Below are 16,188 nucleotides of genomic sequence, written 5' to 3' on the forward strand. Positions count from 1 at the left end.
GGGGCGGTTGCTGCGGCTGACCGGGGCCGGTCCCGGTCAGACCCCGACCGGCAGGGCGGACGCTCCGGCGAGGAACCGCCGGACGATCTCCTCCCCCGCCGTCACCCCCACCTCCGTCAGGGCGGTGACGCCGGGGGCCGTCCAGCCGCTGTCGGCGAGTTCGCCGTGTCCCGGGCGCCAGCCCGCGTCCGCCGCGAGCAGCAGGTCCGCGTCGAGCAGTGAGTCCCCGGCCGCCAGCACCGTGTCGGCGCCAGCGCGCCGGACGACCTCGGCCAGCGCGGCGCTCTTGGTGAGCGGCGCGGGCACCGCGTACACCTTGCGCCCCTGCAAGGAGACCGTCCAGCCGCGTTCGGCGCACCAGCCGGTCAGCTCGTCGAGCCAGCCCTCCGGCAGCGCGGCGCGCTCGACCACCAGGTAGGCGAACAGTTCGTCGGCGACCCGCCGCTTGTGCGTCCACTCCGGGTCGGCGCAGAGGGCGAGCCGCCGGGTCACCTCCTCCAGCGGGGCCGAGCCGGCCGCGATCCGCGTGGTGATCTCGGCCCGCCAGTCGCGGTCCGGCACGCCGTCCACCAGCAGCTGCCCGCCGTTGGCGCAGATCGCGTAGGCGGGGACCCAGTCCGGCGTCGGGCCGGGCAGGTTGACCCGCCCGTACTGCTCCGGTGTCCGGGTGGTGGCCGGGACGAAGCAGACCTCCCGGGCGAGGTCGGCGAGCAGCCCGGCGGCCCGCTCGGTCATGAAGGACAGCGGCCGCCCCTGGTACACCTCGACGCAGAGCAGCCGCGGCGCGAGCCGGTCGGGCTCGGCCAGGGCCATGGCCCGTTCGGAGTAGATCAGCGTCCGGTCGAGGTCGCTGGCCACCAGAACACCCATCAGGAATCCCTCCCCGTAGTCTCGGTCGCGACGCGCCCATCGGTGAAGGCACGCCGGTCGGTCACGGCACTCCCGTCGGCGCCGGGGCGCACGTCGGTGCCGGGGTGCCCGTCGGTCACGGCACGCCCGTCGCCCCCGGTCGCCCCGCGGCTGTAGCGGGGGTGGATCAGGCCGACGCAGGTGTACGGCAGGCCGTCCACCTCCTCGACCTCGACTCCGCGCTGGGCGGCGAGCAGCCGGACGTGGTCGAGGTCCGCGCCGGCACCGCGCCGGGCGAGGATCCGCCAGGGGACGCGCCGCAGCAGCACCCGCGTCGTCTCGCCGACGCCGGGCTTGACCAGGTTGACGTTGTCGATGCCGTACTCGGCGCTGATCCGCTCGACCGCGGCCCAGCCGGCCCAGTCGGGCGTCCGCTGCGGGTCGTCGGCGAGTCGGCCGGCGCCCTCGGCCACGGCGGCACGGACCTCGCCGAAGCGGGCGGCCACCGCGTCCAGGAAGGCCGCCGAGACGTCGCTCCCGGCCAGTTCGGCGTAGTGCTTGGCGCCGTGGAAGTCGTCCGGCCCGATCAGCCCGGCCCGCAGCACGGTGCGCGAGACCAGCCCGGAGACGGTGGAGTTGAGGCAGGCGGACGGGATCAGGAAGTCGTCCCGGGTGCCGTACGTCCGTACGCAGCGGCCCGGGTCGGCCAGCACCGCGAGGTCCGGGTCGAAGTCGGTGCCGGCCAGCGCGCCGGCCAGTTCGCGGGTGATCGCGCCCTTGCCGGTCCAGCCGTCGACGAACACCACGTCCTGCGCGCGGTGGTGGGCCGCCAGGTACCGCAGCGCGACCGGGTCGATGCCGCGGCCGCGCACGATCGAGACCGCGTAGTGCGGGACGGACAGGCCGTGCGCGAAGGCCAGCCAGCGCCGGACCAGGATGCCGACGGGCGTGCCGGCGCGGGCCAGCGAGGCGAGCACCAGCCCGGGGCCGCGCTCGCGCAGCAGCGTCTCGGCGACGGTGCCGACGGCGAGCGCGATCCGGCCGGCGGAGCCGCGCAGTGCCTGCTGGAACAGCTCCTGGTACTCGGGGCTGGGCTGGTACTCGACCGGCAGCGACTCGGCGTAGTGCGCGCCGCCGTTCTGGACGGCCTCCTCGCGCTCCTCGGTGGGGGCTTCGAGCGCGACCCCGGAGAGGTCCTTGAGCAGCCAGGCCACCTCCTCGGCCGGGTACGAGGAGAACGCCGGCCCGTACAGCGGCACGGGCAGCGACGGCGACGGCGAAACGGACCGCGGAACGGACCGCGGAACGGACCCAGCCGGCGCGGACGGCACGGACGGCGCGGCACCCCCGGCCGCCGGCCGGTGCGAGGGCAGCACGGCGAGCACCACCCGGTCGGTCACCTGCCGCAGCTGGCCGAGCAGCGCCCGCTCGCCCTCGTGCAGCGCCGGGGTGTCGGCCATGTCGTCCACCACCAGCACCACCGCGTCGAAGCGCCGCGCCGGGTCGCTGCCGGGGGCGACGTTGTACGCGTAGCGCTCGGGCGAGCCACCGTCCTGCGGGTCGTCGTGGGCGGGGAAGGCGAGCCTGGTGCGGATGGCGTAGCCGGGGTCGTCCACCGCCAGGACGGGCGAGCGGGTGGTGGTGGAGAACCGGACGCGGTTGCCGCCGAGCCGTTCGTCGAGGGCGCCGGCCAGGCGCAGCGGCGCGTACATCAGCTCCTCGAAGCCGAGCACCAGCACCCGCCGTGCCCCTGCGGGCAGGGCCTCGGCCAGCTGTCCGGCGAGTCGGGGCAGGGCGGCGTCCAGCCGGGCGCGGTCGCGGGCGGTGAAGCCGTGCCGGCCGCCGTCCGGGAGTCCGGCGGGCCAGTCCAGCGCGATCCGGGCCAGCGGCGCCGCGGGGGCCGCCGGTGGCGCTTCCTCCGGTGCCGCCCCGGCGATCAGCCGCTCGGCCCGGGCCACGACGTCCTCGGGCAGCTCGACGGTCCCGCTCGCGGTGGCCACCAGGTCCAGCCGGACGCCGAGTTCGGCGGCGGCCTCGTCGAGCCGGCGCCGGTCGGCCGCGGAGCGCAGGTCCACCAGGGCGACCACCACGTAGTGGCCGCGGGGGTGGCGGGCGTGCAGGTCGCGGATGGTGTTGAGCACCGTGCGGCCGGTGGAGAACTCGTCGTCCACCAGCACCAGCGGCCCGTCCCCGGCGAGGAGTGCGGGGTCGGCGGGGAGCAACAGGTGCGAGGTGGCGTGCGAGTGCTCCTCCTCGAAGCCGCCGACCGGGGCCAGGCCGGGCACCGGTCGGCGGGTGGAGTGCAGGTAGGGGGCGTCCAGGCCGTCGGCGACGCTGTGGCCGAGGCCGGTGGCCGTCTCCGCGTAGCCGAGCACGACGGCGCGCGCGGTGGCCGCGGCGCCGAGCAGTTCGCGGACCCGGCGGCCGAGTTCGAGCCCGGTGCCGTGGACCACCGAGGGCCGCTGCGGCACGTGCTTGCCGAGCACGTTGGAGACCAGCAGGTGGGCGCGCTTGGGGTTTCCCGAGCGCAGCGCCAGGCCGACGAGTTCGGGGAGGCGCTCGGATCCGGTCAGCGCGATCCCGGCCCGGTCGGCGACCCAACGGCCGGTCCACGTCTGCGGTGTTGCTGTCACTGCTGGTCCTGCCTTCGATGGTGCGTTCGTGCGTTCGTGCGCTGGTACGTCGGTACGTCGGTGCGTTGGTGCGTTGGTGCGTTGGTGCGTCGGTGCCCGCCGCTCACGGATCCGTCATATCCCCGCCGGGGGAACCGGAGGGAACGGCTCGGGTTCGGTCGCGGAAACAGTCAGCCGCACAGGCAGGCCGACAGCAGTTCCGCGAAGCTCACGTCCTCCCGGGCCACCCCGAACACCTCCGCCCGCAGCAGCACCCGCTCCGCCCAGGCCCGGTGCGGCCGGGCCTCGTTCATCTTGTTGGTGTACGCCGAGCGAAGTACCCCGCCGCCGTCCTGCTCCTGCCGGAGGATGTCTCGGGCGTCGCAGTACTCCTCGTGCGTGACCACGGAGAGGGCGTGCACGGCCGGCACATGGCTGGGGTGGATGCAGGTCTTGCCGAGCAGGCCGTTGGCCCGGTCGAGTTCGACCTCCCGGATCAGCCCGTCCAGGTCGTGTTCGATGATCCGTCGGCGGACCTCCTCCCCGGAGGCCCGCAGTGCCCCGGCAGTCCCGGCAACCCCGACAGCCCCGGCCGCAGCCCCGGCCGCGGCGGAGACGGACGCCCCGGCGAACGGGGTCCGGCGCAACTGCGGCTTGAACATCCGCTCCTGCACCGGGAAGTACTCCCAGACCGGTCCGGTGACGGTGTACCCGGTGCCGTCCGCCCGGCCGAGCACGTTGACCACGTCCCCGATCACCGACGCGACCAGCGCCACGTCGTACGCGGTGAGGTCGGGCGAGCGCCGCAGGCCGTACGCGGAGCAGAGGTCGGTGACACCGAGCCGGACGGCGAGCACCCGCTCGCGGTGGCCGGCGAGCAGGTCGGCGATGCCGAAGAGCTGGTCCCGCCTGGTCTCCAGGTGGGCGAGTTCGGGTGACTCCAGGACGGGCATGGCGAACAGCCGCCGCCCGCTCGCGGCCTCGGCGGCGGCCAGCGCGGCCAGGTACTCGCCACCGTTCTCGGGGGTGAACTTCGGCAGTACGAAGCCGCTCAGCAGTTCGACGGCCGGTCCGAGGCGCCGGGCCAGGTCGAGGATCTGGGTGGCAGTGCGGACCCTGATGAAGAGCAGGGGATGGCTCTGTGTACAGGAGGTGAAATCCTTGACCAGGTCATTCAGTTGCTCGACCAGGTTCCGCTCGCCCGCGTCCACCTCGTGGTCGGCGATCGCGTCCTCCAGGCAGAGCACCATCGACACCACGCCCCGACCAGCGAGTTTGCGGATGTCGGCGGCCAGGGCGGGCCGGGTGGCCGGGCTGTAGAGGGTGCCGCCGAGGGCGGTGGCGAGCACCGTCGGCTCGCTCCGCACGTCGAACGGGCGCGACTGTTCCAGGAAGAGCCGGCCGCGTACGTCCTCGGCGAGGTGGCCGAAATGGCGCAAGGTGCTCTCCTCCAGGAAGTGGACCGGCCCCTGACCGGTTGCCGACGACACCCTGGTCAACCGGCCGACCGGGCGCCTTGGTTCCCGGGGCGCCTCCGCCGGGCGCCCCTGCGTCGAAACCCCGGGGACCTTTCGACCGCCCATCGTACGGACGGGATCCGGCCGGTCCCGGTTCCCCGGCACTGAACTCCCGGAACATCCCGGTCCACTTGGACGATCATGGGCGGAACGGCGACGAACCCCGGAAACGACGGCGGCAAACCTCGGAAAGCGCAAGTCTTGGCAAAGTCCGACCCGGCACGGACCGGTCCGGTCACGTTGTCCGAAGGGGTGGCGAACAGGCAGGATGGTCGGCTATGACGCACGTGATGGCCAAGGGCGCCAACATCGCACTGCCGGCGGCGGCGGTCCGCGCCGTGCTGCGCTGGAGCGCCACGCCCGGTGCGCCGGACGTGGACGCGTCGGCGCTGCTGCTCGGCGCCTCCGGCAAGGTCCGCTCGGACGCCGACTTCGTCTTCTACAACCAGCCCCGCCACCCCTCCGGCCTGGTCCGCCACCTGCCCAAGCAGCAGACCTCCGGCGGCGCCGAGATCATCGACACGATCGAGGTCGAGCTGGGCAAGCTGCCCGCCGAGGTGGACCGGGTGGTGCTGGCCGGCTCCTCCGAGGGCGGACCGTTCCGCGCGGTGCCGGGGCTGCGCCTGCTGCTCTTCGACGCCACGGCCGGCGAGGGCGTGCCCGCGCTCGCCGAGTTCGAGATCGACGACGCCGAGAACGTCACCGCCCTGGTCGCCGGCGAGCTGTACCGCCGGTCCGGGTCCTGGAAGTTCCGGGCGATCGGCCAGGGCTACACCTCCGGGCTGATCGGTCTCGCCACCGACTTCGGCATCATGGTGGACGACGAGGCGGAGGCCGACCAGGTGCCCGCCCAGGTGCCCGTGTCCACCACGCCGTCCGGCACTCTCGACCCGCGCAGCACCGCGATGCCGGACCCGCGCTCGACCACCCCCGAGCCGGGTACCTTCACGCTGGCCCCGGCCGTCCCGCAGTCGCCGCCGGCCCAGCCGCCCGCCCCGACCCAGCCGCCCACCCAGCCGCCGGCCACCGCCCCGGCCCCGGCCACCGCCGCCGCGAGCGCCTCGCCCGCACCGGCGACCCCGCCACCGCCCGCGACCCCGCCGACCATGCCCCCGCCGCCCACCGCACCCCCGGGCCACCAGCCCGGCACCGGCTACGGCTACCCCCAGCAGACCGGCCCGGCGTACGGCCACCCCCAGCAGCAGCCCACCGGCGGCTACGGCTACCCGCAGCCGGGCACCGGCCAGCAGCCCTACCAGCAGCAGCCGGGCGGTTACGGCTATCCCCAGCCGAACCAGCCCGTCCCGCAGCAGCAGCGCCCCGCCGGCTACGGCTACCCGCAGCCCGGCACCGGCCAGCAGCCGCCCGTCCCGCCGCAGCCGCCGACGGCCCAGCCCCCGGCCTCCACCGGCGAGGAGTTCGCGCTGCCCCCGCAGGGCCCGCAGTTCCAGCCCCGCTGACGTCCCCGGCGGGGCCGCCCGACAGCCCCGGCCCCGCCGAGACCCGGGCCCGGCCCCACCATGGAACTGCCATGGAACCGCGATGGAACCGCCGACCGCCGACCGCCGTCAGTCGCTCTTGTACCCGCGCTGCCACTGCATCCCGAAGCCGTACAGCCGGTCGATGTCCGCCTGGAACCCGTTGACGTACCGCACCTCGCGGCGCACCGTCAGCTGGTTGTCCCCCGAGTTCTCGATCAGCACCACCGCGCAGGAGCGCGCCGCCCGGGCCCGCTCCTCCAGCTTGATCTCGATCCGCGGCCCGGTCTGCGGCACGATCGTGACCACCGCGTGCGACTGCTCGAAGGCCGGCGTGCCGTCGTAGATGTAGACGAAGATCAGCAGCCGCTTGAACTTGTCCTTCTTCTCCAGGTTGACGTACATCGTCTCGCCGGACGGCGCCCCGTACTGGTCGTCGCCGCTGAGCTTGATGTACGGCGCGTTCTGGAGGTCTCCGAAGAGCCCGCCGAGCGGCTGCACCACGCCGGTGCTCCCGTCCGAGAGCTCGTACATGCAGGCCAGGTCGAGGTCGACGTTCGTCGGCTCGGTGCCCTGCGGCGAGTCCGGGTCCTGCGGCCGCAGGATCCGCGGGCTGAGGAACCGCTTCACGGACTCCCGGGTGCTCGGCCGGGCGGCGCCTCCGGCGCTCATCGTCCAGTGCAGGTTGACGTAGAGGTAGCCGGTGGTGGCGGCCGACCCGGTGATCGCGTGCTGCGGGGCCGACTTGGTGAGTATGACCTTGTGCTGACCGCCGGGGTTGTCGAAGGTGTAGCTCTTGTCCCCGCGCAGGTACTCCCAGATCGAGACCATGCAGTCCTCTCCCCCTGCTCCCGTCAGGCGTTCTGACGGTCCGCCGACCAATGATCGGGCATCGGCCCGGCCGTCGGATACCCAGTCCGCCCCCTCCTCTACCCAACCGGGCCCGACCGGCGGGTCGATTGGCGGGAGGAAGCCGCCCTCCCGTAACATGCCGCCCCTTCGGACGCGATATCGTCTAGCCGCACAGGTGTCCCGTCCGCCCCTGCGCGGGCGCGGCGGGCCCGTCGTGCGGCGACGAACGAACCGTCAGGCAGCTCCCGCTCGGCGGGCCCTGACCGCCTGTGTCGCGCTGTGATCCTGTCCCCTGCGGAAACCCGAGGCCCGACCCGCAATGAACCTGACCTCCATACAGCTGGTCTGGACCGTCGTCGGCGGCGCAGCCCTGCTGTTCGTCGCCGTCCTGATGGCGACGCTGCGATTCAAGAGCTCGAAGAAGGACGAGTCCGGCGACTCCTGGGAGCGCAGCGAGGAGCGCCGTCGGCGCAAGGAGATGATCTACGGCATCTCCTCGTACACGCTGCTGTTCTGCTGCGCCGGTGTCGCGGCCGCCCTCTCCTTCCACGGCCTGGTCGGCTTCGGCAAGGAAAACCTGGGTCTGTCCGGCGGCTGGGAGTACCTCGTCCCGTTCGGTCTGGACGGCGCCGCGATGTTCTGCTCGGTGCTCGCCGTCCGCGAGGCCAGCCACGGTGACGCCGCGCTCGGTTCGCGCCTGCTGGTCTGGGTGTTCGCGATCGCCTCGGCCTGGTTCAACTGGGTGCACGCCCCGCGCGGCGTGTCGCACGACGGCGCCCCGCAGTTCTTCTCCGGCATGTCGATCTCGGCGGCGATCCTGTTCGACCGGGCGCTGAAGCAGACCCGCAAGGCCGCGCTGCGCGAGCAGGGCCTGGTGCCGCGCCCGCTGCCGCAGATCCGCATCGTCCGCTGGCTGCGCGCCCCGCGCGAGACCTACGCGGCCTGGTCGCTGATGCTGCTGGAGAACGTCCGCAGCCTGGACGAGGCGGTCGACGAGGTGCGCGAGGAGCGCCAGGCGAAGCTGGACGCCAAGGCCCGCGCCCGTACGGCCGACCGCCGCGAGCGGGCCGAGCTGAAGGCCATCTCCCGGCAGGGCGGCATGCTCGCCCGGACCCGCGGCGGCCGCCAGGTTCCCGCCCTCACGGCTGCCGGAGACGGCCCGAGCGCTACGGAGCCTGCCCTAGCCGCGGGATCCGACGCCACCACCTCGACCTCGGCCTCGCTCCTGTCCGGCGACTCGCCGGAGCCGGCCGCCCTGGACGCCGGCCGCCGCCCCCGCGCCGCCGTCGGCTCCTCGTACTCGTCCTCGTCCTACTCGTCCTCCTCCTACTCCTCGTCCTCGTACTCGTCGTCCTCCTCCGGCACCGGGTCGTCCCGCAGCGGCTCGGCCATCGACCTGACGGCCGACGACGACACCCTGTCGATGCCGAAGCTGGACTCGCTGGAGCGCAAGCTGCGCGCGATCGAGCAGCAGCTCGGCTGACCCCGGCACCCCGCGGCCACGACCGCGGACCACGAGGAACGGCCGCCCCCGGGAAATCCCGGAGGCGGCCGTTTCGCTTGCCCTGCGGACTACTTTCCGGTGCCGACCAGCTCCGGTTCCTCGTCCGCGCCCTCGCGCCGGTTGCGCAGGATCGACGAGCCGAGCGCCAGCCCGATGAAGGCGACGCCGATCAGCCCGGTGACGATCTCCGGGATGTGGTACTTGATCCCGATCAGCAGGATCGCCGCCAGCGCGCCGATCGCGTAGTGCGCGCCGTGCTCCAGGTAGACGTAGTCGTCCAGGGTGCCCTTGCGGACCAGGAACACGGTCAGCGAGCGGATGTACATCGCGCCGATGCCGAGGCCCAGGGTGATCTGGAAGATGTCACTGGAGATGGCGAACGCGCCGACCACGCCGTCGAAGGAGAACGAGGCGTCCAGGACCTCCAGGTAGAGGAAGAGGAAGAACGCGGCCTTGCCGCCGACCTGGACGATCGACTTGCCGGCCTTCTCCGCCTCCTCCTCGCGCTCCTCCTCGGCCTCCAGCCCCGACTCGAAGATCGAGGAGAGGCCGTTGACGGCGAGGTAGGTGACCAGGCCGAGGACACCGGCGAGCAGAACGGTTTCCGCGTGCTCCCCGGCGAAGAAGTTGGAGGCGAGCAGCAGGGCGACCAGGGCGACGACGGTGGAGAAGGCCTCCAGCTTGCCGACCTTCTCCAGCGGGCGCTCGATCCAGGCCAGCCAGTTGTAGTCCTTCTCCTCGAAGATGAAGTCGAGGAAGATCATCAGCAGGAAGACGCCGCCGAAGGCCGCGATGGCCGGGTTGGCCGCTTCCAGGTACTGGCCGTAGGTGAGGCCCTCGTAGGTCTTCTCGGAGTGCAGCGCGAGGTCGATGACCGTCGCGGGGCTGAGCTTCGCGGTGAGGCCGACGACCAGCAGCGGGAAGACCAGGCGCATGCCGAAGACCGCGATGAGGACACCGACGGTCAGGAAGATCTTCTGCCAGTACGGGTTCATCCGCTTCAACACCGTGGCGTTGACCACCGCGTTGTCGAACGACAGGGAGATCTCCAGGATGGAGAGGATCAGCACGATGCCGAAGCCTTGGGCTCCCCAGAGCAGTCCGGCCGCGATCAGGCCGATGGCGGTGATCGCGAACGACCAGCCGAATGTGCGGAGGAACACGGGAGTTGGCTACCTTTCGGGTTCTGGCCGTGCCGGGGGCGGCCTCGTCCCCGAGACGTCCTGACCGGGCCCGGCCCGGTCAGGTCACCCCCGCACTGCCCTCTGTTCTCATGATCGGGTCGGGTGCGACAAGTCCGATTTCCGCCTTTACTGTACGTTCACGCCGAAGTCGAGCGCGATGCCACGCAGGCCGGAGGCGTACCCCTGGCCCACTGCGCGGAACTTCCACTCGCCCGCGTAGCGGTACAGCTCACCGAAGATCATCGCGGTCTCGCTGGACGCGTCCTCGGACAGGTCGTAGCGGGCGATCTCCTGGCCGTCGACCGAGTTGACGACCCGGATGTAGGCGTTGCGGACCTGACCGAAGTTCTGGAGCCGCGCCTCGGCCTCGTAGATCGAGACCGCGAAGATCACCTTGTCGGCCTGTGCCGGGACGAGGTCCAGGCTGACCAGGACCACCTCGTCGTCACCCGTTTCGTCGCCGCCGGTGAGGTTGTCGCCCTGGTGCTCCACCGAGCCCTCGGGGCTCTTGAGGTTGTTGTAGAAGACGAAGTACTCGTCACCGAGCACTCGCCCGCCACCGCAGATCAGGGCGCTCGCGTCGAGGTCGAACGGGGCGCCCGTGGTCGAACGGGCGGACCAGCCGAGGCCGATCTGGACCTGTGTCAGGTTCGGCGCGGCCTTGGTGAGCGAGACGTTGCCACCCTTGGCGAGCGTGACCACCATGACGTTCTTCCTCCCTTGCTTCTCCCGGGGCGCCTTCCAGGTGTAGTCCCCCGCGGCCCCGGCCGACCGGTTCTGGTCGGCTGAACTTCCTGAACTCACATCCTCGCAGTGCGAGGAACCGCCGCGGCACCGGGCCGGACGAAGCCGGGGCGGCCCCGGACCTCGGAGGTCCGGGGCCGCCCCGGGAGAACGGCGCGCAGCCCGCGCCGCAGGGCGCCGGCGCGGGCTCAGACGTTGACGCCGAAGTCCTGCGCGATGCCGCGCAGACCGGAGGCGTAGCCCTGGCCGATGGCGCGGAACTTCCACTCCACGCCGTTGCGGTACAGCTCGCCGAAGACCATCGCGGTCTCGGTGGAGGCGTCCTCGGAGAGGTCGTAGCGGGCCAGCTCCGTGTTGTCGGCCTGGTTCACCACACGGATGAACGCGTTGCGCACCTGGCCGAAGTTCTGGCCGCGGGTCTCGGCGTCGTAGATCGACACCGGGAAGACGATCTTCTCGACGTCCACCGGCACGCCGGCCAGGTTGACCTTGATCGCCTCGTCGTCGCCCTCGCCCTCGCCGGTCAGGTTGTCGCCGGTGTGCTCGACCGAGCCGTCCGGGCTCTTCAGGTTGTTGAAGAACACGAAGTTCCCGTCCGAGGTGACCTTGCCCTGGGCGTTGCACAGCAGGGCGCTGGCGTCCAGGTCGAAGTCCGCGCCGGTGGTGGTCCGGACGTCCCAGCCCAGGCCGACGACCACGGCGGTGAGGCCCGGTGCCTCCTTGGTGAGCGAGACGTTGCCGCCCTTGCTGAGGCTGACTCCCACTAGTCCTCCAAGAATCGGGAGGCACGTCCAGTGGTGCCCCCGGTGGTGCGGTCCGGGGCGGCGGGAGGCCCATCGGCTCCCGCGTCCCACCCCGCCAACGGCCCGAGCGTAGTACGGGGTTCCCGTCCGCACCCCTGATCAGGCCGGACACGGCCCCGGGGCACTCGGCCGGCGGGTGCCGCGGGGCGCCCGCGACCCGGCCGAGGCGCGTGCGGGGCCCGGGCGGGGGTCTCAGAGCGCCGCGAGGACCTTCAGGTACTCCTGCTCGTCCCGGGCGTCCGGGAGGCCGTTGACGACGCTCCAGCGCACCGTGCCCGTGGTGTCGATCACGAAGGTGCCGCGCAGCGGGCAGCCCCGCTCCTCGTCGAGGACGCCGTAGGCCCGGGTGACCTCGCCGTGCGGCCAGAAGTCGGCCAGCAGCGGGAACTCCAGGCCCTCCCGGTCGGCGAGGACCCGCTGGGAGAACTGCGAGTCGCAGGAGAGGCCGAGCACCTGCACGGTGTCGTTCTGCAGGCCCGCCAGCTCCCGCTGGATCGCGCCCAGCTCGCCCGTGCACACGCCGGTGAAGGCGAACGGGTAGAAGACCAGGACGACGTTCCGCCGGCCGCGGAAGTCGGAGAGCCGGACGGCCTCGCCGTGCTGGTTGTTGAGCTCGAAGTCCGGAGCCGGGGTGCCGACCTCGATGGCCATGAGCGGGACCTTTCTGACGCGACCGCGCCGCGCGGCGGGCGCGGCGGGCCACATCCTCGCATTCGTTTACGGCCGTTGCGCCGAACGGATGAGGCGGGTGGCCGCGGCCCGCCGCGTTCGCCGTCCGCGAACGCCCCGGCGGGCGGGCCCGGGGCGCCGGCGCGGGGCCCGGAACCGGCCTCCGCGGCGGCGCACATGCGGCGGGCCCCGCCGGAGGGATTCCTCCGGCGGGGCCCGCCCGATGTGCTTCAGAGACCACTCAGCGCTTGGCGCCCTTCGCCGTGGACTTGGTCGCGAGCCTGGTGGCCGCCCAGTCCTTGACGATGTTGATCGAGCTGGTCTGGGAGAGGCCCGCGGTCTTGGCCGCGTCGCTGATGTCGGAGGCCTCGATGTGGCCGTCCCGCCCGGTCTTGGGCGTCATCAGCCAGATCAGGCCGCCTTCAGCGAGGTACTCCAGCGCGTCGACGAGGGCGTCGGTGAGGTCCCCGTCGTCGTCGCGGTGCCACAGCAGAACGGCGTCGGCGACGTCGTCGTAGTCCTCGTCGACGAGATCCGTCCCGATGAGCTCCTCGATTCCCTCGCGGAGCTCCTGGTCAGTGTCGTCGTCGTACCCCAGCTCCTGGATGATCTGGCCCTCTTCGAAGCCGAGACGGGTCGCCGGGTTGGACTTGTCCGCGGGGTCCGCGGTCGCGCTCACGGGAATAACCTCCAGTATTCGGCCCGGCATCCATGCCGAGGCTGTGGCCGTAGTCCACACGGGCGCGGCGGTTCGCGCAAGTACCCGACCCCCGATCCCCTCCAAAGGTTGACGTGTCGCAGGGGGACACGCCGCGCGAGGTGGCGGGAATCACACCGATTTGCCCTTTTCTGCATGGTCCAAGGATGCTTCGGGTGGTCCCGGCCCACAGGCCGTACGCACGCCCGAGATGCGAACGGCATTCGGGTCCGCGCGTGCGCGGGCGTAGAGTCTCCTGTTGGCCCTCACCCCGGCCGCCCGCCATCGGGCGGACGGGACACCAGGTCGGACCACCTCTTTTCGTAACACCCGGGGGTGTGCGGAGCGGACGAAGACGCCCGCACCGCACGCCGCCAGACCGGGCCGCCCGCCGGGCGGACCGGTTACCGATCGGTAGAGATGACGGATCTCCGAGCGCGGTAGCACGATGGAGGCGGCGCGACACACCTCAGTTTCGACCGACAGTGAAGGAACAGCGTGGCTTCCGGATCCGATCGCAACCCGATCATCATTGGCGGCCTTCCGAGTCAGGTCCCGGACTTCGATCCCGAGGAGACCGCGGAATGGCTGGAGTCGCTCGATGCGGCCATCGACGAGCGGGGGCGTGAGCGTGCCCGTTACCTGATGCTGCGGCTGATCGAGCGCGCCCGCGAGAAGCGTGTCGCCGTGCCCGAGATGCGCAGCACGGACTACGTCAACACCATCGCGACCAAGGACGAACCGTTCTTCCCCGGCAACGAGGAGATCGAGCGGAAGATCCTCAACGCGACCCGGTGGAACGCGGCCGTCATGGTCTCCCGGGCGCAGCGCCCGGGCATCGGCGTCGGTGGCCACATCGCCACCTTCGCCTCCTCCGCGTCTCTGTACGACGTCGGCTTCAACTACTTCTTCCGCGGCAAGGACGGCGAGGGCGAGTCCGGCGACCAGGTCTTCTTCCAGGGCCACGCCTCCCCCGGCATCTACGCCCGCGCCTTCCTGCTGGACCGGCTCACCGAGCAGCAGCTCGACGCGTTCCGCCAGGAGAAGTCGAAGGCCCCGTACGGCCTCTCCAGCTACCCGCACCCGCGGCTGATGCCGGACTTCTGGGAGTTCCCGACCGTCTCGATGGGCCTCGGCCCGCTCGGCGCGATCTACCAGGCCCGGATGAACCGCTACCTGGAGCACCGCGGGATCAAGGACACCTCCGACTCGCAGGTCTACGCCTTCCTCGGCGACGGCGAGATGGACGAGCCCGAGTCGCTCGGCCAGCTGTCGCTGGCCGCCCGCGAGGGCCTGGACAACCTGACCTTCGTGGTCAACTGCAACCTGCAGCGCCTGGACGGCCCGGTCCGCGGCAACGGCAAGATCATCCAGGAGCTGGAGTCCCAGTTCCGGGGCGCCGGCTGGAACGTGATCAAGCTGGTCTGGGACCGCAGCTGGGACCCGCTGCTCGCGCAGGACCGCGACGGCGTCCTGGTCAACAAGCTGAACACCACGGTGGACGGCCAGTTCCAGACCTACGCCACCGAGACCGGCCAGTACATCCGCGAGCACTTCTTCGGCGGCGACCTGCGCCTGCGCGCCATGGTCGAGAACATGACCGACCAGCAGATCCAGCACCTGGGTCGCGGCGGCCACGACCACAAGAAGATCTACGCGGCGTTCAAGGCGGCCCGCGAGCACAAGGGCCAGCCGACGGTCATCCTCGCCCAGACGGTCAAGGGCTGGACGCTGGGCCCCAACTTCGAGGGCCGCAACGCCACCCACCAGATGAAGAAGCTGACGGTCGAGGACCTGAAGCGCTTCCGCGACCGGCTGCACCTGCCGATCACCGACAAGCAGCTGGAGGAGGGCTACCCGCCCTACTACCACCCGGGTCGCGACTCGGAGGAGATCCAGTACATGCACGACCGCCGGGAGGAGCTGGGCGGCTACGTGCCGACCCGCAAGGTCCGCCCGCGGAAGCTGGAGCTGCCCGGCGACGACGCGTACAAGGCGGTCAAGAAGGGTTCCGGCAACCAGACCATCGCCACCACCATGGCGTTCGTCCGGGTGCTCAAGGACCTCATGCGGGACAAGGGCATCGGCAACCGCTTCGTGCCGATCGCGCCGGACGAGTACCGCACCTTCGGCATGGACTCGCTCTTCCCGTCGGCGAAGATCTACAACCCGCTCGGCCAGACCTACGAGTCGGTCGACCGGGACCTCCTCCTCGCCTACAAGGAGTCGCCGACCGGCCAGATGCTGCACGACGGCATCTCCGAGGCGGGCTGCACCGCCTCGCTGATCGCCGCCGGCTCGTCCTACGCCACCCACGGCGAGCCGCTGATCCCGGTGTACGTCTTCTACTCGATGTTCGGGTTCCAGCGCACCGGCGACCAGTTCTGGCAGATGGCCGACCAGCTGGCCCGCGGCTTCGTGATCGGCGCCACCGCCGGCCGCACCACGCTGACCGGTGAGGGCCTGCAGCACGCCGACGGCCACTCGCACCTGCTGGCCTCGACCAACCCGGGTGTCGTCGCGTACGACCCGGCGTACGGCTTCGAGATCGCGCACATCGTCCAGGACGGTCTGCGGCGGATGTACGGCTCCAGCGCCGAGCACCCGCACGGCGAGGACGTGTTCTACTACATGACCGTCTACAACGAGCCGATCAAGATGCCGGCCGAGCCCGAGAACGTGGACGTCGAGGGCATCCTCAAGGGTCTGCACAAGTACGCGCCGGGCACCGCCGGCCAGATCCCTGCCCAGATCCTCGCCTCCGGCGTGGCCGTGCCGTGGGCCCTGGAGGCCCAGCGCATCCTCGCCGAGGAGTGGAACGTCAAGGCCGACGTCTGGTCCGCGACCTCCTGGAACGAGCTGCGCCGCGACGCGGTGGAGGCCGAGGAGTTCAACCTGCTGCACCCCGAGGAGCAGCAGCGCGTGCCGTACGTCACCCAGAAGCTCCAGGGCGCCGAGGGCCCGGTCGTCGCGGTGTCCGACTGGATGCGCGCGGTGCCGGACCAGATCGCCCGCTGGGTGCCGGGTCAGTACCAGTCGCTGGGCGCCGACGGCTTCGGCTTCGCCGACACCCGTGGCGCGGCCCGTCGCTTCTTCCACATCGACGCGCAGTCGGTCGTCCTGGGGGTGCTCACCGAGCTCGCCAAGCAGGGCAAGATCGACCGCTCGGCGCTGAAGGACGCGATCGACCGCTACCAGCTGCTGGACGTGGCCGCGGCCGACCCGGGTGCCGCCGGCGGCGAGGCCTGATCAGCCCGTAGGCACTGAGGGGCCGGACTC

12 protein-coding genes are annotated in these 16,188 nt (G+C 71.8%); 3 read left to right on the plus strand and 9 right to left on the minus strand.

Translation table 11 applies throughout. The features are described 5' to 3' along the window. Nucleotides 1–36 precede the first annotated feature (36 nt). The 3 genes from ACIQOV_RS04280 to ACIQOV_RS04290 all read right to left on the minus strand — a co-directional run bounded on the left by ACIQOV_RS04280 (nucleotide 37) and on the right by ACIQOV_RS04290 (nucleotide 4,900). The gene (locus ACIQOV_RS04280) at nucleotides 37–870 is read right to left on the minus strand and encodes an HAD family hydrolase (RefSeq protein WP_380353462.1); all 834 of its coding nucleotides are present in this window, start codon (nucleotides 868–870) and stop codon (nucleotides 37–39) included. After that, nucleotides 870–3,482 (minus strand): phosphoribosyltransferase, encoded by a 2,613-nt coding sequence (locus ACIQOV_RS04285; RefSeq protein ID WP_401044718.1) that lies wholly within the window; start codon nucleotides 3,480–3,482, stop codon nucleotides 870–872. Before ACIQOV_RS04285 ends, ACIQOV_RS04280 begins: the two co-directional genes overlap by 1 nt. Nucleotides 3,483–3,652: 170 nt before the next feature. After that, entirely contained in the window at nucleotides 3,653–4,900 is a 1,248-nt protein-coding gene (locus ACIQOV_RS04290; protein WP_401044720.1) for an HpcH/HpaI aldolase/citrate lyase family protein, read from the minus strand. Nucleotides 4,901–5,256: 356 nt separating this feature from the next. Between ACIQOV_RS04290 and ACIQOV_RS04295 the strand changes: the two genes are divergently transcribed. Continuing rightward, a complete protein-coding gene (locus ACIQOV_RS04295; RefSeq protein WP_401044722.1) occupies nucleotides 5,257–6,438 on the plus strand; it encodes a TerD family protein in 1,182 nt (393 codons plus the stop codon). Nucleotides 6,439–6,546: 108 nt separating this feature from the next. On the opposite strand, the gene ACIQOV_RS04300 is transcribed toward ACIQOV_RS04295, so the two are convergent. Then, entirely contained in the window at nucleotides 6,547–7,287 is a 741-nt protein-coding gene (locus ACIQOV_RS04300; protein ID WP_380549977.1) for a Tellurium resistance, read from the minus strand. 340 nt (nucleotides 7,288–7,627) lie between these two features. Between ACIQOV_RS04300 and ACIQOV_RS04305 the strand changes: the two genes are divergently transcribed. Continuing rightward, nucleotides 7,628–8,791, plus strand: a complete 1,164-nt coding sequence (locus ACIQOV_RS04305) for a DUF2637 domain-containing protein (RefSeq protein WP_387689635.1) — start codon at nucleotides 7,628–7,630, stop codon at nucleotides 8,789–8,791. A gap of 89 nt (nucleotides 8,792–8,880) precedes the next feature. Here the strand turns inward: ACIQOV_RS04305 and ACIQOV_RS04310 are convergent, their stop codons facing one another. From ACIQOV_RS04310 to ACIQOV_RS04330, 5 genes are all read right to left on the minus strand, one after another. After that, nucleotides 8,881–9,975 carry a DUF475 domain-containing protein gene (locus tag ACIQOV_RS04310; RefSeq protein ID WP_380549982.1) on the minus strand — a complete coding sequence of 365 codons (1,095 nt, stop codon included), beginning with the start codon at nucleotides 9,973–9,975 and terminating at the stop codon, nucleotides 8,881–8,883. A 147-nt stretch (nucleotides 9,976–10,122) separates the two neighbouring features. Further along, nucleotides 10,123–10,701, minus strand: a complete 579-nt coding sequence (locus ACIQOV_RS04315; RefSeq protein WP_359914478.1) for a TerD family protein — start codon at nucleotides 10,699–10,701, stop codon at nucleotides 10,123–10,125. Nucleotides 10,702–10,928: 227 nt separating this feature from the next. Next, complete coding sequence (locus tag ACIQOV_RS04320; protein ID WP_359915653.1) at nucleotides 10,929–11,504, minus strand: TerD family protein; 576 nt, start codon at nucleotides 11,502–11,504, stop codon at nucleotides 10,929–10,931. 231 nt (nucleotides 11,505–11,735) lie between these two features. Further along, complete coding sequence (locus ACIQOV_RS04325; protein ID WP_401044728.1) at nucleotides 11,736–12,194, minus strand: peroxiredoxin; 459 nt, start codon at nucleotides 12,192–12,194, stop codon at nucleotides 11,736–11,738. Between the two features lie 259 nt (nucleotides 12,195–12,453). Beyond that, a complete protein-coding gene (locus ACIQOV_RS04330; RefSeq protein ID WP_359913037.1) occupies nucleotides 12,454–12,891 on the minus strand; it encodes a DUF3052 domain-containing protein in 438 nt (145 codons plus the stop codon). Nucleotides 12,892–13,407: 516 nt separating this feature from the next. Between ACIQOV_RS04330 and aceE the strand changes: the two genes are divergently transcribed. Further along, a complete protein-coding gene (gene aceE / locus ACIQOV_RS04335) occupies nucleotides 13,408–16,158 on the plus strand; it encodes a pyruvate dehydrogenase (acetyl-transferring), homodimeric type (RefSeq protein ID WP_359913040.1) in 2,751 nt (916 codons plus the stop codon). The last annotated feature ends 30 nt before the right edge of the window (nucleotides 16,159–16,188 follow it).

The organism is Kitasatospora sp. NPDC091257 (assembly GCF_044757675.1).
Taxonomy (GTDB): Bacteria; Actinomycetota; Actinomycetes; order Streptomycetales; family Streptomycetaceae; genus Kitasatospora; species Kitasatospora lactacystinica.

What these genes read in the sequence shown, in the direction of transcription:
- ACIQOV_RS04280 (WP_380353462.1), bottom strand. Translation starts at nt 870, where the DNA reads ATGGGTGTTCTGGTGGCCAGCGACCTCGACCGGACGCTGATCTACTCC.
- ACIQOV_RS04295 (WP_401044722.1), top strand. Translation starts at nt 5,257, where the DNA reads ATGACGCACGTGATGGCCAAGGGCGCCAACATCGCACTGCCGGCGGCG.
- ACIQOV_RS04300 (WP_380549977.1), bottom strand. Translation starts at nt 7,287, where the DNA reads ATGGTCTCGATCTGGGAGTACCTGCGCGGGGACAAGAGCTACACCTTC.
- ACIQOV_RS04305 (WP_387689635.1), top strand. Translation starts at nt 7,628, where the DNA reads ATGAACCTGACCTCCATACAGCTGGTCTGGACCGTCGTCGGCGGCGCA.
- ACIQOV_RS04315 (WP_359914478.1), bottom strand. Translation starts at nt 10,701, where the DNA reads ATGGTGGTCACGCTCGCCAAGGGTGGCAACGTCTCGCTCACCAAGGCC.
- ACIQOV_RS04325 (WP_401044728.1), bottom strand. Translation starts at nt 12,194, where the DNA reads ATGGCCATCGAGGTCGGCACCCCGGCTCCGGACTTCGAGCTCAACAAC.